At 52.7% G+C, this 18,916-nt stretch carries 19 protein-coding genes, 1 tRNA gene and 1 pseudogene; 6 read left to right on the top strand and 15 right to left on the bottom strand.

Annotated features, from left to right (window positions below; translation table 11 throughout):
• Positions 1-11: 11 nt before the first annotated feature.
• The 12 genes from flgK to E1N14_RS06910 all read right to left on the bottom strand — a co-directional run bounded on the left by flgK (position 12) and on the right by E1N14_RS06910 (position 11,502).
• The gene (flgK, locus tag E1N14_RS06965) at positions 12-1,937 is read right to left on the bottom strand and encodes a flagellar hook-associated protein FlgK (RefSeq protein WP_062793630.1); all 1,926 of its coding nucleotides are present in this window, start codon (positions 1,935-1,937) and stop codon (positions 12-14) included.
• A 20-nt stretch (positions 1,938-1,957) separates the two neighbouring features.
• Complete coding sequence (gene flgJ / locus E1N14_RS06960; protein WP_025011053.1) at positions 1,958-2,968, bottom strand: flagellar assembly peptidoglycan hydrolase FlgJ; 1,011 nt, start codon at positions 2,966-2,968, stop codon at positions 1,958-1,960.
• A 25-nt stretch (positions 2,969-2,993) separates the two neighbouring features.
• The gene (locus tag E1N14_RS06955) at positions 2,994-4,085 is read right to left on the bottom strand and encodes a flagellar basal body P-ring protein FlgI (RefSeq protein WP_025011052.1); all 1,092 of its coding nucleotides are present in this window, start codon (positions 4,083-4,085) and stop codon (positions 2,994-2,996) included.
• 10 nt (positions 4,086-4,095) lie between these two features.
• Positions 4,096-4,770 carry a flagellar basal body L-ring protein FlgH gene (flgH, locus tag E1N14_RS06950; RefSeq protein WP_025011051.1) on the bottom strand — a complete coding sequence of 225 codons (675 nt, stop codon included), beginning with the start codon at positions 4,768-4,770 and terminating at the stop codon, positions 4,096-4,098.
• A 12-nt stretch (positions 4,771-4,782) separates the two neighbouring features.
• A complete protein-coding gene (flgG, locus tag E1N14_RS06945) occupies positions 4,783-5,571 on the bottom strand; it encodes a flagellar basal-body rod protein FlgG (RefSeq protein ID WP_025011050.1) in 789 nt (262 codons plus the stop codon).
• A gap of 11 nt (positions 5,572-5,582) precedes the next feature.
• On the bottom strand, positions 5,583-6,326 hold the full coding sequence (flgF, locus tag E1N14_RS06940; protein WP_028779120.1) for a flagellar basal-body rod protein FlgF: 744 nt from the start codon (positions 6,324-6,326) through the stop codon (positions 5,583-5,585).
• A gap of 166 nt (positions 6,327-6,492) precedes the next feature.
• Positions 6,493-7,857 carry a flagellar hook protein FlgE gene (gene flgE / locus E1N14_RS06935; protein WP_025011049.1) on the bottom strand — a complete coding sequence of 455 codons (1,365 nt, stop codon included), beginning with the start codon at positions 7,855-7,857 and terminating at the stop codon, positions 6,493-6,495.
• Between the two features lie 54 nt (positions 7,858-7,911).
• A complete protein-coding gene (gene flgD / locus E1N14_RS06930) occupies positions 7,912-8,595 on the bottom strand; it encodes a flagellar hook assembly protein FlgD (protein WP_025011048.1) in 684 nt (227 codons plus the stop codon).
• A 15-nt stretch (positions 8,596-8,610) separates the two neighbouring features.
• Positions 8,611-9,027 carry a flagellar basal body rod protein FlgC gene (flgC, locus tag E1N14_RS06925; RefSeq protein WP_025011047.1) on the bottom strand — a complete coding sequence of 139 codons (417 nt, stop codon included), beginning with the start codon at positions 9,025-9,027 and terminating at the stop codon, positions 8,611-8,613.
• Positions 9,028-9,029: 2 nt separating this feature from the next.
• A complete protein-coding gene (flgB, locus tag E1N14_RS06920) occupies positions 9,030-9,428 on the bottom strand; it encodes a flagellar basal body rod protein FlgB (RefSeq protein WP_025011046.1) in 399 nt (132 codons plus the stop codon).
• A 175-nt stretch (positions 9,429-9,603) separates the two neighbouring features.
• Positions 9,604-10,437, bottom strand: a complete 834-nt coding sequence (locus E1N14_RS06915) for a CheR family methyltransferase (RefSeq protein ID WP_025889999.1) — start codon at positions 10,435-10,437, stop codon at positions 9,604-9,606.
• Positions 10,438-10,581: 144 nt separating this feature from the next.
• The gene (locus E1N14_RS06910) at positions 10,582-11,502 is read right to left on the bottom strand and encodes a chemotaxis protein CheV (RefSeq protein ID WP_025011045.1); all 921 of its coding nucleotides are present in this window, start codon (positions 11,500-11,502) and stop codon (positions 10,582-10,584) included.
• A gap of 187 nt (positions 11,503-11,689) precedes the next feature.
• On the opposite strand from E1N14_RS06910, the gene flgA reads away from it, so the two are divergent.
• The 3 genes from flgA to E1N14_RS06895 all read left to right on the top strand — a co-directional run bounded on the left by flgA (position 11,690) and on the right by E1N14_RS06895 (position 13,219).
• On the top strand, positions 11,690-12,397 hold the full coding sequence (gene flgA / locus E1N14_RS06905; protein WP_025011044.1) for a flagellar basal body P-ring formation chaperone FlgA: 708 nt from the start codon (positions 11,690-11,692) through the stop codon (positions 12,395-12,397).
• A 70-nt stretch (positions 12,398-12,467) separates the two neighbouring features.
• Positions 12,468-12,788, top strand: coding sequence for a flagellar biosynthesis anti-sigma factor FlgM (flgM, locus tag E1N14_RS06900; protein WP_025011043.1), 321 nt, complete (start codon positions 12,468-12,470; stop codon positions 12,786-12,788).
• Positions 12,788-13,219: a flagella synthesis protein FlgN gene (locus E1N14_RS06895; RefSeq protein WP_025011042.1), complete on the top strand. Its 432-nt coding sequence runs from the start codon at positions 12,788-12,790 to the stop codon at positions 13,217-13,219. Before flgM ends, E1N14_RS06895 begins: the two co-directional genes overlap by 1 nt.
• A gap of 295 nt (positions 13,220-13,514) precedes the next feature.
• Here E1N14_RS06895 and E1N14_RS06890 read toward each other — a convergent pair whose 3' ends face one another.
• Together E1N14_RS06890 and E1N14_RS06885 are read right to left on the bottom strand one after the other, a co-directional pair.
• On the bottom strand, positions 13,515-13,982 hold the full coding sequence (locus E1N14_RS06890) for an LPP20 family lipoprotein (protein WP_044734071.1): 468 nt from the start codon (positions 13,980-13,982) through the stop codon (positions 13,515-13,517).
• A complete protein-coding gene (locus E1N14_RS06885) occupies positions 13,982-14,599 on the bottom strand; it encodes a FlgO family outer membrane protein (RefSeq protein ID WP_247600965.1) in 618 nt (205 codons plus the stop codon). The genes E1N14_RS06890 and E1N14_RS06885 overlap by 1 nt, the downstream gene beginning before the upstream one ends.
• Before the next feature lie 799 nt (positions 14,600-15,398).
• Between E1N14_RS06885 and E1N14_RS06880 the strand changes: the two genes are divergently transcribed.
• Positions 15,399-16,556 carry a flagellar assembly protein FlgT gene (locus tag E1N14_RS06880; RefSeq protein ID WP_025012158.1) on the top strand — a complete coding sequence of 386 codons (1,158 nt, stop codon included), beginning with the start codon at positions 15,399-15,401 and terminating at the stop codon, positions 16,554-16,556.
• A 55-nt stretch (positions 16,557-16,611) separates the two neighbouring features.
• A tRNA-Arg gene (locus E1N14_RS06875) sits at positions 16,612-16,687 on the top strand.
• 393 nt (positions 16,688-17,080) lie between these two features.
• On the opposite strand, the gene E1N14_RS06870 is transcribed toward E1N14_RS06875, so the two are convergent.
• On the bottom strand, positions 17,081-18,016 hold the full coding sequence (locus tag E1N14_RS06870) for a transposase (RefSeq protein ID WP_223828926.1): 936 nt from the start codon (positions 18,014-18,016) through the stop codon (positions 17,081-17,083).
• A 142-nt stretch (positions 18,017-18,158) separates the two neighbouring features.
• On the opposite strand from E1N14_RS06870, the pseudogene E1N14_RS06865 reads away from it, so the two are divergent.
• A pseudogene (locus tag E1N14_RS06865) lies at positions 18,159-18,632 on the top strand (IS630-like element ISSen5 family transposase); the annotation flags it as partial.
• Positions 18,633-18,916 lie beyond the last annotated feature (284 nt).

Genomic DNA, 18,916 nt, shown 5'->3' with positions numbered 1-18,916 from the left:
CTCTCAAGCTCCTATCGAACCGAACTGAACAAAGTGTCGAACAGGGTATTGGCCGTGGTCATGATCCGTGCCGATGCCTGGTAGGCCTGCTGGAACTGCATCAAGTTGGCCGCCTCTTCGTCCAGGTTAACCCCGGATTCCGACTGCACCCTGGCATAGGCCTGGTTGTAAATGGCCTCCGCCGAACCGGCCCTCACCTGGGCGGATTTGGTTTGGCTGCCAATATCCAGCTTGGTCTTTTCAAACACATCTCCCAGGGTCGACTTGCCATTGTTCATTATCTTGCTGTCACTGAGCTTGGCCATGGCCACGGCATTGGTGTTGTCACCCGGCGCAAAGCTGAGATCAAAAGTGAAACTCTCACTGCCGCCACTGCTGCCATCAACTTCGAAGGTAAAGCCAAAGGCGCTGATCTGCGGCGGAGTGCCTGCGGCCGTCCCGGTTGCCAAAGAAGCGCCGTTGACATCAAAGACTTCATAGGTAGGCGGATTGACACTGGTATCCAAGGTGAATGTCAGCTCACTGTCAGTCACGGGGAAGTTAGCCACGCTTCTGTCATCTATGCTGACCAACTTCACTGAAGTGCTGCCTGAATTACCTGTCCCGGCGGTGATTTTCGGCGCCGCAGCGGCAATGCCCTTGGGATCTGACATCACTACACCTATGTTGGCTGCCGCATTGGCCGTTGGCCGTATTTCAAACCTGTCACCGGCGGCCATGGCACCGGCGTCGATATTGATACTGAAACCGTTGGCGCCTTCCAAAGTGTTGCCGTTGAGCGTCAGGTTAGTCACGGCTCCCGTCTTCATATCCTTGAGTTCATAAGTACCGGCGCTGGTATAGTTCAGCTCATAACTGCTGCCGGACAGGGCGCCGACATCATCGATATTAACGCTCAAGGAAGCTGTGCCCGGATTACCCGAATAGGCGCCGACACGGCCGGCGGCAATCACAGGGTCATTGATATCGGTAAAAATAGGTTGTCCCAGCTCGCCATTAAGATCGAAGCCCTGGGACTGCATCTCGTTAAAGGCATCGGCAATCCCCAGCGCCAACTGCCCCAGCTCATGGCTGGCGGGCATCAGGGTATTGTCACGAAAATCAAATAAGGCGCCCAGTTGACCACCAAGCTTGGCGGGGTCTGCCTTTAATTCACTGCCACCAAGGCTATAGGTCAGCTCAGGCTCATTGGGGAAGGGGTCACCTGTGGTCACGCCCATGGTCATGGCCACTTCACCGGATACCAGCATAAAGGAGCTGCCCAGCATGATGGAGCGGGCACCGTTTTCCAGCGGGATCACATTGACTTCGGCATATTGGCTCAATTCCTGGATCAGGGCATCTTGCTTATCCAGCAGCTGCGCATCGTTCCCCGGCGTCTTCATCAGTTCAAGATTGATCTGCGCCATCTCTTTACTGATCTCATTGATCCTGGTGGTAATGCTTTCAATCTGATCATTGGTTTGCTGCACCTGGCCACTCAGATGGCTCTGCATCTGATTGAGATTCTGCGCCAGTTGCGAGGCCGAGTTGAGCACAGAGCCGCGGATCCCCAGATCAGAGGGCAGGTCAGCCAAGCTGTTGAGGCCGGAGAAAAAGTCGTTCAATGAGGCTGGCACCGCCTTGCCTATCTGGGAAAACAGCTGATCCAGCTCGCTGAGCTTGGTGTAGCTGGCCTCGGCGGCACTGAGCCCTGTTTGGCCGATACGCAGCTCTCTGGCGGCATAATCGTTGTAAATACGCTTAACTTCCTGCACATAGGTACCTGTGCCATAGAAGTTATTGCCAAGACGCATTGAGGTGGAGGTGCCTTGAATTGCCACCTGACGGTGATAGCCTTCGGTATTGACGTTGGCAATATTGTTACTGGTCACTCCCAATTGTGATTGGGCGGCCAGTATCCCGCTGCGGGCTATACTGAACAGATCCATAGACATGGGTTATCGCTCCTGCACCTTTACTGGCCCGGCTTTGAGCCGAACTCCTGCAACAATTGGCCAAAATCGGCCTTGATGGTATCCAGCACTTTCATCACCTTGTTGGCATATTGAGGATCCGTGGCGTATCCCGCCTCGGCCAGTGCCTTGATAAATTCGCCGGGATTGGCGGCCATCTTGCGCGCCTGGCTATAACGATCGTTGTCGGAAATAAAGCTGACAAAGTCGTTAAAGCTCTGCTCAAAACTGTCATACACCCGGAAGTCCGCCTTTTGCCGCACAGCTGTGCCCTGCTCATATTCCAGGGTCGACACTGCCGCTTTCTCGCCCTGCCAACGCCTGTCGGCCTTGATGTTGAACAGGTTGTTGCTGGACTCGCCTTTATGGCCACGGACCATTTTCTGGCCCCAGCCGGTTTCCAGAGCCGATTGCGCCAGCAGCACTTCGGGTTGAGTCCCCAAAGCATCGGCAGCGGCCTTGGCATGGGGATAAAGCTGTCTGACAAACTCTTCCTGGCTGCCGATTGCCGGCCTCGCCTGCCGCCATGACGGCAATACTTTGCCGCTCAAGACCTGCTGCAGGCTGTCATTGCTTGGCAGCGCGGATGCTTTGGCCGCTGCTGCTTCAACACCGGATATCTTCTCCGTTTGGCCGCCGTTTAAGGCCGCGACACTGCGGTTATCGACATCACCGCGGAGCACTGAGGCCGGGGTAATGTCGGAGTTTTCAGGTGACAACTGCTGCACCATGAGATCCGCCAGCCCCAACATGCCTTTGGAGGACAGCTCCACCGACATCTGCTGATCGTGCATCTGCTCGTAGAACTTGGTGTACTGGCTGTTCATCGGGCTGTCGGATTCAAATATCGCATTGGCATCACGCATGCTTTTCATCAACATCTGCACAAAGATGCCTTCAAACTGCTGCGCGACTTCTTTAAGCGCCGCCTTTTGATCCTGCTGCGCCTGGGCTCTGAGCTTGTCCAGCCCACCGAGATCCAGAAATTGCGAAGCATCAGCCATTTTGTTCATAGTCGATAAACCAATGTGCCATTAATCAGATGATGATGAGTTCACCATGCAAAGCCCCTGCCATCTTTAAGGCTTCGAGGATGGCCAACACATCCGATGGTGCCGCGCCGACCATATTCACCGCCCGCACCAACTCATCGAGGGAAGTGCCCGGGTTGAACATAAACATACGTCTATTGTCCTGAGCCACATCTATGGTGCTGTTGCTGGTCACCGCAGTCTGGCCACCGGCCAGCGCATTGGGCTGAGAAACCTGAGTCGCTTCGGCAATGGTGACGGTAAGGCCACCATGGGTCACTGCCGCCGGCAGGAGTTTAACGTCCTTGCCGACCACTATGGTGCCGGTACGGGAGTTGACTATCACCTTGGCCGATTCATCGGCAGGCTCAACCTGAATATTTTCCAGGGTAGCCAGGAAAGATACCCGCTGTGACACATCTCTGGGGGCACTTACCTGAATGGAAGAAGCATCGAGCGCCCGTGCCATACCCGGGCCGAGTAAGCCATTAATGGCATCGGCGGTGCGCTTGGCGGTGGAGAAATCGGCTCTGTGCAGGTTAAAAGTCAGGTGATCGCCATTACCGAAAGGGCTGGCCACTTCACGCTCGACTATGCCGCCGTTGGGAATGCGGCCCACGGTTGGCGTGTTCTGGATGACCTTGGAGCCATCAAGCCCCTCGGCACTGAAACCGCTGACTACCAGACTGCCCTGGGCGATGGCGTAAACATTGCCGTCCACCCCTTTAAGGAAAGTCTGCAGCAAAGTACCGCCGCGCAGGCTCTTGGCTTCACCCAGGCTCGATACCGTCACATCCAGGGTTTGTCCCGGCTTGATAAAGGGTGGCATATCGGCATGCACTGCCACCACGGCAATATTCTTGATCTTGGGCCTGAAGTTATCCGGCAAATTGATGCCGAAATTCTTCAACATGGTCTTGAAGGTCTGCTCCGTGTAACGGGTCTTCTCCCCGGTGCCCGGCAAACCTACCACCAGACCGTAGCCTATCAACTGGTTATCCCTGACCCCTTGGATATCGGCGATATCCTTGATGCGCTCGGCCTGTCCCGGCAGGGAAACCAGCAAACAGGCAAGTGCCATGATTAATTTGATTTTCATGAGCTTATCCTCAGAAAGGCCACCAGTCAGAGAGGAAGAACTGGCTCAGCCAGCCCACCTTTTGCGAATCGGCAAAGGTGCCGGTACCACTGTATTGAATACGGGCATTGGCGACTTTGGGCGAATCTATGGTGTTCTCGGGAGTAATATCCTGCGGCCGAATAATGCCGGTTACCCGGATAAACTCGTCGCCATTATTGATGGTGATCCACTTTTCACCGCGAATAACCAGGTTGCCATTGCCCAGCACCTGCATCACATTGGCCGAGATCTGCCCGGAGAGACTGTTGCTCTGATCGGCATCGGCCTCACGATTGGTATCCATGCTGTCGCCGTAACGGAAATCCAGCGGATTGCCCTTGATGGTGACATTGCTGCCGCCCATATAGAGCGGGTTCACCGACATGTCCGAGCCTTTCTTGATCTTGTTACCGACGCTTTTCTTCGCCTGGGTCGACTCCACCAGCACCACAGTGATGATGTCCCCTACCCTGTGCGCCCGCAGATCCGAGTAAAGCGAAGACGCCTGGCTATCCTGATAAATAGAGCCGGTCGGCGCTATCCGGGTCGGCGGTGCTTCGGGATACACAGGCGCATAATAGGGATCATCGGCTATGGGTTTATTCTGGGTAGCAGTGCAAGCCCCCAGAAACAAAGCCGGAATGATAAGGAACAAGGGTTTCATCACATCACCTCATCACAGATTCTGGTTCACGTAGGCCAGCATCTGGTCTACGGCCGAAATGACTTTGGAGTTCATTTCGTAGATCCGCTGACTCTCAATCAGGTTAACCAGCTCTTCAGTCACGTTAACGTTGGAGGTTTCCAGCGAGCCCTGACGAATGGAGCCCAAACCGTCGAGCGAAGCCGTGCCCTGAATTGGGGTACCGCTGGCGCCCGTCTCCAGATAGAGGTTTTGCCCTATGGGATCCAGGCCGGACGGATTGATGAAATCAGAGATGGTCAGCTGGCCCACCACCTGGTTTTCAGCGGCGCCCGGGGTTTTAACCGACACTTCACCTTCGGCGGAAACGGTAATACTGGTGGCATCGTCCGGAATGGTAATGGCAGGCTGCAGCACATAGCCGGCGCCGGATGTCACTATCTGGCCGGTATCATCCAGAGTGAACTGGCCGTTACGAGTGTAGGCTGTGGTGCCATCGGGCAGCTGGATTTCAAAGAATCCCGGGCCTTCAATCATCATGTCCAGCGCGTTATCTGTGGTTTGCAGATTCCCCTGGGAGAAAATCTTCTGGGTGGCTACCACCTTGGTACCTGCGCCCAAGTTAAGGCCATTGGGCAGCTTGGTGTTGGAAGCACTGATACCACCGGCCTGATTGACCGTCTGGTACAGCAAGTCTTCAAATATCGCCCGGCCCTTTTTGTAGCCTATGGTGCTGGCATTAGCGACGTTATTTGAAATCACCGAGATGTCTGTTTGCTGGGCATCTAGCCCAGTCTTACTTATCCATAACGCGGGATGCATATCAATTACTCCTAGCTAATGCGCATCAATGAAGCGGACGACTTGTCGTTCTCTTCTGCGGTTTTCATCATTTTTACCTGCAGCTCAAACTGACGTTGCAGCTCAATCAGGTTGACCATTTCATCCACGGCATTGACATTGCTGCCTTCCACAGCGCCGCTTTCCACATTCACAAAGGGATCGGCGGCAGCCGGATTGCCGTCCAGAGTGCGGAACAAACCATCTTCACCGCGCATCAGGTTCTGATTGCCCGGGTTGACCAGCTTGATGCGGCCCACCTCTTCAATCACCTCGGCGGTTGCGCCCTGGGGACGAATGGAGATGGTGCCGTCGGTGGCAATCTGGATTTTGTCTATCGGCAACGGCAGCACTATCGGGCCGTTATCGCCCATTACCGGGTTGCCCCTGTCGTTACGCAGTAAACCTGTGGTGTCAAAACTCAGACTGCCGGAGCGGGTATAGGCCTCGCTGCCATCGGCAGCCTGCACCGCAATCCAACCTTGATCTTTGATGGCTATGTCCAGATCCCGCCCGGTCGATTTGATAGGGCCAGACTGAAAGTTGGCCGAGGGCGACTCTGTCATGGCAAACACCCGGGTCGGCAATCCTTCACCGAAGGCTTGCATCGCACGGGCCTGAGCCATGTCTGACTTGAAACCATCTGTGTTGGCATTGGCCAGGTTGTTACCCCGAACCGCCAGCGCATTCATGTTTTGTTTGGCGCCAGTCATGGCGACATAGAGAAGTTTGTCCACCTGCTGCTCCGTCAATCTTTTTACCTATTCAGGTAAAAGCAAACATCGTGCCAATAAAATGAGCAATCGAGCGCAGTGACAACAGAAGAACTTCAGTAACTTGGGAGTATGTACGGGGAGAAGCGGCAAGACATTGCCGTAGCGGCAATGTCTTGCGCAGGAAGCATTAGCGGATCTGCAGTACTGTCTGCTGGAGTGTGTTGTTTACTTCCAGAGTACGGGAGTTGGCCTGGAAGTTACGCTGAGCCGAAATCAGGTCCACCAGTTCAGTGGTCAGGTCGACGTTGGCCTGCTCCAGCGTTGAGGAACGGATACTGCCGAACACGCCACTGTTGGCCTCACCGGCCAGTGCTGCGCCTGAATCCAGGCTCGCTTTCCAGGAGGTGTTACCTACCTGGCTCAGACCCTGTTCATTGGAGAAACGCGCCAGTGCCACCCGCGCCAAAGGCACAGTCGAGCCATTGCTGTACTTGGCTGAGATCAACCCGTCTGTACCCACTTCCACATTGGTCAGACGACCCACAGTCACCCCATCCTGCGTCAATTCAGTGGCGTTGAACTTTTCCGAGAACTGGGTCGGGTTGTTGAAGTCTATGGTTATTGTCTGGGTTCCGTCCGCCGCGGGGCCGAGAACATTGGCACCGCCAACACCCAACTGCTCAGTGGTGATCACCGCAGGATCTGAACCTATATAACCGCCGACATCGTTGAACTTGAGCACGGCGCCAGTCCAGCCACCAGCAGTTTGTGCTGTGCCTGTGCCATCCGGGTTACCGTCACCATCAGTATCTGTCTGATAGCTGCCAGCGGCGCCGCCGCCCAGATTGACCGGCTTGTCGTCGATAGCATAATAAGCCACCCAGTTACTCTCGCCCGTGTAGGCGCCATTGTCCGGACGCACAAAATAGGTGGTCAAGGTGTGGGAGTTACCCAGGGAGTCATAAATGGTCACTGCGGTTGAGTTGTTGAAAGTGTCTGACTTGGATGGGTCAAACAGCGCCGGATCTTTGGTGGCCTGGGTGGAGTCCAGGTTCATGCTGATGCCGACATTATTGGTCTTCTGCGGGCTACCGGCAGTATCCGGGATCTGCACCGGCTTGGTAGTGGTCAAACTCACAGAGGTGGAGTTGCCGTCTTTATCGACGGGGAAGCTCTGCAGGAAGTTACCTGCGGCATCGACCAGGAAACCGTTTTCATCACGCTTGAAGGCACCGGCGCGGGTGAAAGAGTAATCCTGACTGCCCACATTGGGAGAGGTCACGAAGAAACCGCCACCGTTGATCGCCAAATCCAACGCATTGTTGGTGGAGTTCAGGTTACCCTGGTGGAACTGCTGCGCCACCTGAGTGGTGGTCACACCGCCGCCCACTGTAGTTCTGCCGTTGGAGAAAATCGAGCTGGCGTAAACATCGGCAAACTCGGCCCGGGATTCTTTAAAGCCGACGGTATTGACGTTGGCAATATTGTTGGCTGTGGTATTGAGATCTTTCTGCGCCGCAGCAATCCCACTCAGAGCAATGTTAAAAGACATAATTCACCTCATGATTTTCAGATACTGTCCGGCGCAGCCGGGGCAGAAACAGAATTAAACTTCGGAAACAGCCAGCACGTCGGCCAGTCTGATCCCGCCAATACCTCTTAGGTTCAACACGGCACCACTGGCCGAGTTGAGCGATACACTGGTCACGTGGGCATAGGCACTGACAATAAGATCCTGGGACTTGCCATCGACAACCCCGCTGGCCTTCATGGTGTAGATACCGGCCTCAACGGGTTTACCGTCCTTATCCAGGCCGTCCCATTCCACGTCTATGTTGCCGCCGGCACTGCCATCAACATCAAAGGTCTTGATTACCTGGCCGGCTTCATCCTCAACGGTCACCTTGATGGAAGGCATTTTCTCTGGCGATGTGATCACCCCTTTGAGCGTCGGGTCTTCCTCGGAAACATAGCCGGTGCCCGCCGGGATCAACACTTTCTGCCCCACCAGGCCTGATGCCTGCAATGCCTGACTCGAGGTCATTACCGTGTTGAGATTCACTATCTCCTCGTTGAGCTTGGAGATACCATCCACGGTAGAAAACGACGCCATCTGGGCAATCATCTGGTCGTTGTCCACAGGCTTGAAAGGATCCTGCATCGACAACTGCCTACTCAGCAGCGAGAAGAAATCTTCCTGGGTCAGCTGCTGGTTATTGCTCTTCTTGGTCTCCGAATCCCCTTTGACGCTTATGCTGTCGAGGAAGGGGTTAACTGAACTTACACTCATGGGCTATGTCTCCCTTTATTTGCCCATTCTCAGGGTCTGCTGCAGCATGGACTTGGCTGCATCGGCCACCTGGACGTTCATCTGATAGGAGCGGGAGGCGGAAATCATATCGGCCATCTCTTCCACTACATTGACATTGGGTTTGTAGATAAAACCATCGGCATCGGCCATGGGATGATCCGGCGAATACTCTTTCAACAAGGGTTTATCGCTTTCCACTATGCCCTTAACCTTTACCGCAGCGCCTTGCTGCTGTTGACCATTGGCCTTGGCCAGCTCGGCCTCAAAAATGGGATGCCGCGCCTTGTAGGTCTTATCGATACTGGAAGAGACGGAATCTGCGTTGGCTATGTTACTGGCGGTGGTGTTCAAGCGCACAGACTGCGCCGACATTCCCGACCCCGCAACATTGAAGATATTGTACAAGCTCATGATTAATCTCCTTTCAATGCCTTTTTCATCCCGGCGAACTTACCGTCGAGGAACCCAAGCGACATCTGATATTCAAGCGCATTTTGCATAAAGGCCTGCTGCTCTTTTTGCATATCGACAGTATTGCCGTCACCCGTGTCCGGTTGATCCGGCACCCGATACTGCACATGCTGGGCTGTCAGCGCCTTGAGGTCGAAATGCTTTTCAGAAGTTGCCGCCATGCTCATCCCCTGTTGCCGCCCTTTTGCCGCCTGCAACGCCGAGGAAAAATCAACATCCCGAGCCTTATAATGTGGGGTATCGGCATTGGCTATATTGCTGGCAAGCACTTCGGCACGCTGGGCGCGAATGCCCAGAGTGTATTGATGTATGCCAAGGGCCTTATCGAAACTGATCGCCATAAAACCGCCTCCTCCAATGACTCGACAAAAACAAAGCAAGCTTTGTGCCAGATATAGAGTGGAGGATAACAGATAAGAAGATGATGGCCGTTAGGGTGAAAGGTAAAACAGAAAAGGCCCGTCCAAGTTGACGAGCCTTTCAAACTATCTAATTAAAAATCAAATGATTAGGTGGTTAATTTTTCTTTTGATAATAGATGCCTGGGTTACAGCGCACCATGTCGAATTCATCGGTCAACCCGGCAATCGATTCACTGGCGCCCAAAAACAGTATCCCCTTGGGATTAAGGGCGGCAGCAAATTGCCGCAGTATTTTTGCCTTTGCCTCCGGCGCAAAATAGATAAGCACGTTGCGGCAAAAGATGATGTCGAACTTGCCGAGTAAGGTGTAGCTTTCAAGCAGGTTGTGGGCCCGAAAACTCACCAAACGACGCACATTGTCTTTAACCCGCATATTGCCGTTGGGCAGGGCTTCAAAAAACTGACGCTTGCGCTCTTCAGACAGGCCGCGGGCCAACGCCAGCTTATCGTACTCGGCGTTTTTACAACGCTCCAGCATGGACGGCGACAAATCTGTGGCCTGAATCATGGCGCCCCCCGGCAAAGCACCCGGCTTACGCTGCTGATATTCAAGCACTGTCATCGCCAGTGAATAGGGTTCCTGGCCGGATGAACAGGCTGCCGACCAAATCTTCAACGGCCGCCCCAGCTTGGCATAACCGGGCAACAATGTATTGCCGAGCAGGTCAAAAGGATACTTGTCCCGAAACCACAGGGTTTCGTTGGTGGTCATGGCATCGACGACTTCAGCGCGTAACTGACGCTCGGTGGGCCGCATCGACTGCTTAACTACGTCCGACAGGGATGGCAAGCCATATTTCCCCATCAAAGGCGCCAAACGGCTGCGAACCAAATACTGTTTGTTCTCACCCAATACAATGCCACTGTGCTGTTCAAGAAACAGCCTGAATTGATTGTACTCAGTTTCTGCGAGAGATTTATCTGGCACCTTAGTGTCCTAACTATCCGTGAAAACGTCGCTGCAACTCAATGCAGCGCCATTTAAAAACTGGGTCAGCGTTATACCCCAGCCCCATTTGCAACACAAGACATCAAACTCACTATAGTCATAAAAATCCACAGCAGACAGCGACTATAAACTCAGATGCTTGTTAACTGCCGATGCCAATTCATCGGGGTTGAACTTGGCAATAAAATCGTTGGCGCCCACTTTTTGCACCATGGCCTGGTTGAACACCCCACTCAACGAGGTATGCAACACCACCTTGATATGTTTCAGCTTGGGATCATCACGGATCTCGGCGGTCAGGGTGTAGCCATCCATTTCCGGCATCTCAATATCTGAAATAATCAGCGGGATCTCATCGGCGACATTGTCCATCTCCGACGCGATACTTTTCAACTTATCCAGCGCTTCCCGGCCATCTTTGGCAGTATCTATCTGCAGGTTCAACGAAGACAGCGCCCGAATGATCTGCTTACGGGCCACTGAAGAGTCGTCAATCACCATAATATGATAGTGCTGCTCTCTGTCGATTGTGAGAGATTCATCGATTTCCTGACTGATGTCTGTCTTAACCGGCGAAATTTCATCGAGAATTTTCTCAACATCGAGAATTTCAACCAACTCACCTTCGATTTCGGTCACCGCGGTCAGGTAGGAGTATCGCCCTGCCCCTTCCGGTGGCGGCATGATGGACTCCCAGTTCATATTGATGATCCGCTCGACAGACTTCACCAGAAAGCCCTGCACGCTGCGGTTGTACTCGGAAATAATGATGAAGCAATCCTTGACATCATCTATGGGTTTGCCGCCGGTCGCCGCACTGAGGTCGATAACCGACACTGTGGTGCCGCGAATATGGGCCACGCCCTTAACGAAGGAGTTCAACTTGGGCAGTGCCGTCAGCGGTGGGCACTGCAGAACCTCTTTAACCTTGAACACGTTGATCCCGAACCTTTGCCTGCCGTTGAGTTTAAACAACAGAAGTTCGAGACGGTTTTGTCCGACCAGTTGAGTGCGCTTGTTGACTGATTCAAGAATGCTCGACATAAGGCTGCCTTGTTGTCTTTGTATTGATAAATACCTGCTGTCACGCAGACAGGCATACTATTTGCTTTGTCCAAGACACTGGGTCTCAGTCAAATTTCTGACTAAACCTGTGGTGAAGCCAGCACTGGGATCCGCGAATCATTGAAAGTATAGGTGTAATCTGGCGAGACAAGCTAGCCCGTTCATTATGAAAGTAAATTTTGCGTACATTTTGGCTACAATTTTAATGCCCATCCCAGCGGTGGCGGCAGAGAATAGCTTTGTTCCCAGTATATCGGCCGTAGAAAGCCTGGCTAAAGAGGCAGTTGCCAAAAAAGTGCTGGCGGCCGAGAATGCTCAAATTACCATCACGCCGCAGCGACTGGATTCGAGGCTCACGCCCCCCAGATGCAATTCGCCTTTGACGGCCGAACTTGCCAGCGACAGAGAGATAAGTCGCAACAATACGGTACGCATAGGTTGTAACAGTCCGGAGCTCAGCTACCCGTGGCAAATCTATGTCTCGGTGCGGGTGGATATCAGTTACCCTGTGGTAGTGGCTACCCAGACACTGGCCCCGGGCACTGTGCTTGGGCCGGAAAATCTGGCGCTGCGTTACATAGATGAAACCAGTTTGCGCGGCGCGCAATTTGACGATATAGCCACAGTCACAGGTACCCGCCTCAAGCGGCGCATAGCCAAAGACTATCCGGTATTTGCCGCCAATCTCTGCTTTGTCTGCAAAGGTGACAGAGTCTCCATCTATGCCCGTAACGAGAAGTTTCAAATAAAAACTGTTGGTGAAGCCCTGCATGATGGTAACCTTGGGGAACAGATTCGGGTAAAAAACACTCGCTCAGACAAAGTGTTGGAGGCTACTGTCACCAATGTGGGCGAAGTGGAAGTTCGAATGTAAAAAATGCTAAAGTTCCCCTTGGCGGTGCCGATAAGACAGCAAGGTAATCAGAGAAAAGGCTGGAGCCGAGATGGCTATGGATATTAAACAACTGCAAAATCAACCCAGGGTGAACACAGGTTCAGTCCCCAAGAACACAGCTCAGAGCAGCCAAACAGCTCAGCAAGGTGCTGCTCCGCAGAAAGCTGACTCTGTTGTGGTGTCACAACAGGCGCAGCAACTGCAAGGAGTACAGAGTAAAATGGCCTCCCTGCCGGAAATAGATCAAAAGAAGATCACCGAAATTAAATTGGCGATCGCCGAAGGCAGATATAAGGTTGACCCGGAAAAACTGGCAGCCAACATATCTCAATTCGAATCAGAACTGAACGAACTCAATAAAGGGTCCTGATGCCTGATACCCCGGATATCACCAGCCTGATAGCACAGCAGACGACTCAACTCGAGCGTCTGCTGAACTTGATTGAGCAGGAAAAAAACGCCCTGCTGGATCGCAATGCCGATAATCTGCTGCAACTGGCCAAAGACAAGGGCGACCTACTCAATGAGGTCAAGGCGGTAGATGAAGCGCTCTCTTCTCATCCTGAACAAGTCAAACTCAGTCAGCCACCATTGGCCGAACAGGTCAGTGAAGCTCGCGAACTATTGGCCGCTTGCCAACTGCGCAATCAGGAAAATGCCGGCCTGATAGAACTGAGCATGGCCAGTATCAATCGCCTGGCGCAAGCGCTGCAGGTCAGCCGTAACGCCTCCAGCCTGACCTATGACGGCAAGGGCAAAACCTCAACCATCGCCACTCTGGGTAATGATCTCAAGGCTTGATTAAGACCCGGCTGCTGTTGCTTATAGCTTATTGCGTAAGCTCAACTCTTTAGCGAGAATCACCTCCTGTGGCCCCCTGCCCTAGTCTGAAATCAAGGTGGTTACTCTGGGTACTCGACCCGGAACGCAAAGCTCGGCTCAGAACGTAAAGCTCAGCCCTCAATTCAGCAACGCATCTTAAGCCATAAAAGGCCACAAAAAAGCAGCCAAACAAGGCTGCTTTTTGCTTATGCCAATTGAAGGTGCGAGCCACTCTCTCTACAAAATTTACAAACGAGGACTTATTCGCACCAGCCTAAAAATAAGTGATCTCTTTGACTCGCTGGGGGCGATTTTGCTGCTGATACAGATCCCACACCTGGGCGAAATCCAGCTCCAGTTCGGTCACATAATGATCTCCGGCCGGATAACTGCGCACTACCTTGGCACCGCGGATCACCCCGGAAACCGAGGCCTGGATATTATCGCCTTTCAGCATCCAGTCACTGACCTTGCTGTCGGCCGACAACCGCTGACCATAGACCTGTTCGGCCAATTCACGATAAGCGGCAATCTTGGATGCCTGCATCGCCATCAGCACCTTTTGCGACTGTTCCTTGGCCGGTTGGCTGGCCAGCGGGGCATAGCCTATTGCCGTCAACTTGGGAAAACTGCTCGGCGCCTCAGTCTCCCACTGCACATATCTGTCCTTATCGGCGCAGCCACCCAGAATTAACGCCAGCGCCAGCGTGGCCAATGACAGTGTTTTGTTCCAATGCTTCATTACTTGTCTCCCACTATCCGGCCCTTATCCTCACCACGGCTTTCGTAGCGATAAAGCAGCCCTTCTTTTGACACCACCTTATTGGAAGGCGCCAGGTAGCCGGGCAGCTCTTGCTCCTGTACCCGCACACCGGCTGCCGAAAGCACCCGGTTGTTGTTGACGTTGACAATTCGGCTGTTGAACAGCATTTCACCTTTAGCCTGACTCATGCTGGTGACCAGTACATGCTCCACCGCAATATCGGTCGGCAGTTGCTGCCAATCACGGGTAAGGATGAAATCCCCCTGTGGCGTTACCCGCACCGCATCGGCCAGGTTCAAATCCACCAGGTTGAAACCGCGCTGATGAAAGGCCGTCATCAGCCCCTGCTGCAGTTGTGAAGCGAGCGCATTGCTGCTCAGCATGTCTTCCACCATCACAGGTGTCATCACCAATAGCGGCTGGGTCGACTTGAGAGCGTCATTATGAGCTACCAACTCATCAACCAACTGCTGCGCCAATAGATTGACTGGCGCCGCTTGCGACTTGACCTCGGCCTGCTGTTGCGGCGAAGTCATGCTGCAAGCAGGCAGCAAGAGTAAAGGCAATATACACAGGGCTTTATACATAATATCCATCCCACTTGTACCCTGGCGGGCACTTGCTTTATTGAGGAACCTGGCGACTCTTGGACCTGGCGTGAACCTTGACCGACCTGACTTATGCCGCGCTTTCTCCGAGGTTGTCATTAAGCACCACGGCTAACTCGATTAGCGCCAAGTTCCTTACACTGGGGTAAAGCTATGCAAATAAAATACCAACCTAAGTTAGGGAAGGTGCGAGCAAGTCCCATGTGTGCTCTGCGTCGGCTTACGGGCTTGGATGCAAGGCGTGGTTCGCCGCAAATGGCCTTAGTCCTTTGCAAGAAGCACAACACAGCAGGCAGGCCTGTAAGCCACGCCCTTCGGGGCTTTCACAGCAACCGGCTTTCTGCGTTATCCGACTTTGACAGGCCCCGGCATGCCTTCAGTCAGATGCCTTGAACGCCAATTGCTGTGCAAGCCAGAGTGCCACGAGGACTTATTCGCACCTTCCTTAGGCCTGCAGACCAAGTACAAACAGATGACACCGGCGAACAAACCCAGTTGCCTGGCAGCTTATTACAGGCTTTTACGAAGATGTTTAAGGGGCTTATCTACGCCTTTTCATTACCCACACCCTCATTTGCCCCTTCAATTTACCCACTGGCGGGCAATGGGAACTTATATTCTCAGTTCCCTTATCGGCAAACTCTTGCCGCGCTTTAGTTATGGTCGCAAACTGCTCTGCATCAGCTGTGAATGGATGGCGCTGGCATAAAATTTGAATAGCAAGCGATACCAGTTTAAGTGGCGGCAAAATTCCGTCACCCTGACTCCTATTTTGAGGAACCGTCTTATGAGATTGCGCCCCTTGCTCTTGCTGCCGCTGCTTGGCATCAGCCTGAACGCCATGGCAGAGTGGACCGAGGCCCGAGGTGAAGCCAAAATAATCAATGGCAATTTGACCCAGGCACGGGAAGCGGCAATGGACAACGCCATCAACATGGCCTTGCTCTCCCGTGGCGGCAGTTTTCAATCAACCCAGAGTGTCAGCCAGGGGCGCTTGACCCAAAACGATTTCAGCCTCTCCAGTCAGGCGCAGATAAGCAGTGTCGAACTGGTCAGCGAAATGCGCCAGGGAGACAAGCTCAAGGTGGTTATGCGGCTCGATATTCTCGATGGCCCGGATAACAAGTGCCAAAGCTCAGCCATCAAGGCCGCTATCCTGGTGCCACAGGCCAGTATTAAGGACAGAAGCCAACTGCGTTATGGTCAGTTGGAAAACTTCCAGCGAAGCCTGTCCGAGCGGATAGCGGCAACGCTGGATAAACAATCCTCCACCAGTTTTGCCCACTTACATGCCAAAGAGCGGCTTGATATCAAAGAAGAACTTATCAATATCCGGGGTTACCGTTTGCCGACCTGGATAAGTGAAATTACCGACAGCCAGTATCTGTTGCTGCCGCAAATCATAGATATCTCCACCGAACCGGCCGAGTCCGGCTTTATGGGCCTGTGGGACAGCGAGCCGCAGCGACTGTTTCAGTTGCAGCTCAGCCTCTATCATGGGATCAGCGGCGAGCAGATCTGGTATCAGAACTACAGCATTTCCGCACCCTGGGAGTTTGCCAAAAATGAATCCGTCGCCCCCAACAGCGACAGATTCTGGCGTGCCAGTTATGGGCAGGCCATAGATAAGGTGCTGGCCAATGCCAGTAAAGATATCGATATGGCACTGGCCTGTAGACCTCTGCTGGCGCAGATAGTCGTGCGCCAACAAGATAGAGTGATACTCAACCTGGGGCGACGCAACGGCATCCGCGTTGGCGATCAGTTCCAAATCGTGCTGCAACAAAACCTGCCCGACCGCATGAACCAGATGCGCGCCGTGGCCGGAGAAACCCGGGCGAAAATCACCATAGATCAAGTCACAGAGGAAAGTGCCACCGCAGTGCTCAGCGGTGAAAATGCCGCCCTCAACATTCAGGTGAATGACATCGCGATTAAGATTTAAGCAATTAAATCCAAAGCCTTTTCATCCGGGTGAAAACCAGTATAATCACTGGCGTCTCCCTATAGCTCAACAGGATAGAGCAGTCGCCTCCTAAGCGACCGATCGGGGTTCGAGTCCCTGTGGGGAGACCAGCATTTTCTTTTTGTGCCTGCTTGCACAAATCTCAAGCTTCTTTTGGAACCCATCCACTGCCGATTCAGGCGCTTCAAATTAATGATTTTGTTCTCTGATAGTTTTCTCTTTGGGAAAACGTTGAGTTGGTCATGTGGCCATCGTGGCTTTAAAGCCCAAAACTGTAGTGGCATAGTGAATTTGGCCATCTAAATAGACAGAACATCCAAACCACTTTCTGAGCTGCAAGGAAGCTCGTTGCAGGGTGTCAGTCTCTGATAAATAACGACGGATTTTTGGAGATGAGCCTTTCTGAGACGACTAATCTGCGAGGTTCATGCAAAAACTGCGGTTGCCAGGCATGCCTACGGCAGGCTTAGGCCTGTTTCTGCAAAATCACCAACGGTTTAAGGTTAATGAGGGTGTATTGCTTGGCTTTGTTGCTTACCCCGGCACCATTTACCACCATATTTGGCCTTCATGGCACACATGGCATCCCATCGGCCACTCATGCCACTGTACTGACGGCGAAACTCCTTGGCGGAAGTTATCCAGGCATCGTCACTGATACCAAGCTCAAGCAATAGTTTGGGCCTGGAAGAGGCAATAAAGCCACGCTTGTCTTCCCGCACCGCCCGACCTGTCCAATCAATCAGCTCCAGATAGTCGGCAAAGTGAAACGGAATGCCGCTTTGTTCGGCGGCAGTGGCTGCACCATCAAATTGCGGCAGTGGCTTAAGTGAAACGTTGGCAGTTGCAGGCTCAGCAACTTCTTCTAAGCGCTCCTGAATGGATGTGTAATCAGAAGCTTGCAGCGAATCTGCAATACCGGCGCGAATGGGATTTAAATCCACGTACATCATGCAGGCCAGCAGCGCCTGTTCATCGAGCAGCGCCTGCGACTTAAAGCGTCCTTCCCAGAATACGCCCTTGCAGCCATCTTCTCGATTGGACTTGCGGGCAATATCTTCGTTTAAACAGCGCATAAACCAACTGATACTGCCAAGGCGTTCCTGCCAATCACCAATCAGCGTATCCAACAACATTCGCTCACCTTCTAAGAGACTATCGCCCTTGAGGAACTTTGCCGCTACAGGATTGCCACTAAAGAGCCAGGTCCAACGCTCAATGACTTCAAATGGCGACAACGCTTGTTGTGCAGCAAGGTCGATTTTGAGCACCAAATGGTAGTGATTACTCATGACCGCATAAGCGCAAACGTCGATGCAGAATATTGACGACAACTGCCTGATTTTATCCACTATCCAGCCACGTCTATGCTCGTAACTGCGCCCAGACAGAGCGTCTTCACCACACAAAAATGCCCTTCTCACGCAACGGTTAATCACGTGGTAAAAGGGCGTACTTTAAGCATCTATCAACTGGCGACGGGCAGTGGTCATAACCAACCTCGACTGAGCTTTGATGGGTATTTCACAGCCTAGTCAAGGCTTGGCGAAACATCAAAGAGATTTGGCTGTCCTGTATTTTGTTAACCCCAAAATCGGGGCGGACTGGATGCCCAAAGGGCAGCAAAAACGTGTTGTCACCCCAGGTAACAACCGCAAGCACTACTTGGCTGGAACGCCGCATACCAAGACAGGAAAAGTGCTTTATGTGAGCAGCGCCAGCAAAGCATCGGAGCTGTTTATTGCGGTGCTGGAAAAGCTCAAACGACATTACCGCAAAGCCAAAACTATCACGCTAATTCTGGATAATTACATCATTCACAAGAGCCGTAAAACACTGGCTTGGCTCAAGAGCAACCCCAAGTTCAGGTTGTTGTTTCAACCGGTATACTCACCTTGGGTCAACAAGATAGAGCGCTTATGGTTGGCACTACATGAAACGGTAACCCGTAATCACAGTTGCCGAAACATGCGGGAACTTCTTGGCAAGGTATGGCATTTTATGGAAACCGTTTCGCCTTTTCCCGGCAACGGACACGGCATCGCGAAAATGTAGCAGTATTCGGATCAGCTATTTAGTCGACGCTGGGCGAAACATCAAAAAGATATGGCTGTCCTGTATTGTGTGCCAAATCGACATAGACACCTTCGTTAACGTTAACGGGAGGGTCTAAGAACATACTCTTTAACGGCTTTATTGCCTTCGGCATCCTGTTACAACTGGCACAGATGCTTGCTGGTCTGTCTGAATTTGGCGACTACTTATGGTCACATAACGAGTCCAAAGCTCAAATTAATCAAGTAGGTGGGAAGTTGTTCCAAATCAAATCCATCTAAAAC

This window comes from Shewanella algae, assembly GCF_009183365.2.
In the GTDB taxonomy this organism is placed as follows: Bacteria; Pseudomonadota; Gammaproteobacteria; order Enterobacterales; family Shewanellaceae; genus Shewanella; species Shewanella algae.
This window is presented reverse-complemented; position numbering and strand designations above follow the sequence as displayed.

Excerpts from the sequence above, each read along its gene's own strand:
- flgK (WP_062793630.1), bottom strand. The coding sequence starts at position 1,937 with ATGTCTATGGATCTGTTCAGTATAGCCCGCAGCGGGATACTGGCCGCC.
- flgJ (WP_025011053.1), bottom strand. The coding sequence starts at position 2,968 with ATGAACAAAATGGCTGATGCTTCGCAATTTCTGGATCTCGGTGGGCTG.
- E1N14_RS06955 (WP_025011052.1), bottom strand. The coding sequence starts at position 4,085 with ATGAAAATCAAATTAATCATGGCACTTGCCTGTTTGCTGGTTTCCCTG.
- flgH (WP_025011051.1), bottom strand. The coding sequence starts at position 4,770 with ATGAAACCCTTGTTCCTTATCATTCCGGCTTTGTTTCTGGGGGCTTGC.
- flgG (WP_025011050.1), bottom strand. The coding sequence starts at position 5,571 with ATGCATCCCGCGTTATGGATAAGTAAGACTGGGCTAGATGCCCAGCAA.
- flgE (WP_025011049.1), bottom strand. The coding sequence starts at position 7,857 with ATGTCTTTTAACATTGCTCTGAGTGGGATTGCTGCGGCGCAGAAAGAT.
- flgD (WP_025011048.1), bottom strand. The coding sequence starts at position 8,595 with ATGAGTGTAAGTTCAGTTAACCCCTTCCTCGACAGCATAAGCGTCAAA.
- flgC (WP_025011047.1), bottom strand. The coding sequence starts at position 9,027 with ATGAGCTTGTACAATATCTTCAATGTTGCGGGGTCGGGAATGTCGGCG.
- flgB (WP_025011046.1), bottom strand. The coding sequence starts at position 9,428 with ATGGCGATCAGTTTCGATAAGGCCCTTGGCATACATCAATACACTCTG.
- E1N14_RS06910 (WP_025011045.1), bottom strand. The coding sequence starts at position 11,502 with ATGTCGAGCATTCTTGAATCAGTCAACAAGCGCACTCAACTGGTCGGA.
- flgA (WP_025011044.1), top strand. The coding sequence starts at position 11,690 with ATGAAAGTAAATTTTGCGTACATTTTGGCTACAATTTTAATGCCCATC.
- flgM (WP_025011043.1), top strand. The coding sequence starts at position 12,468 with ATGGCTATGGATATTAAACAACTGCAAAATCAACCCAGGGTGAACACA.
- E1N14_RS06895 (WP_025011042.1), top strand. The coding sequence starts at position 12,788 with ATGCCTGATACCCCGGATATCACCAGCCTGATAGCACAGCAGACGACT.
- E1N14_RS06890 (WP_044734071.1), bottom strand. The coding sequence starts at position 13,982 with ATGAAGCATTGGAACAAAACACTGTCATTGGCCACGCTGGCGCTGGCG.
- E1N14_RS06885 (WP_247600965.1), bottom strand. The coding sequence starts at position 14,599 with ATGGATATTATGTATAAAGCCCTGTGTATATTGCCTTTACTCTTGCTG.
- E1N14_RS06880 (WP_025012158.1), top strand. The coding sequence starts at position 15,399 with ATGAGATTGCGCCCCTTGCTCTTGCTGCCGCTGCTTGGCATCAGCCTG.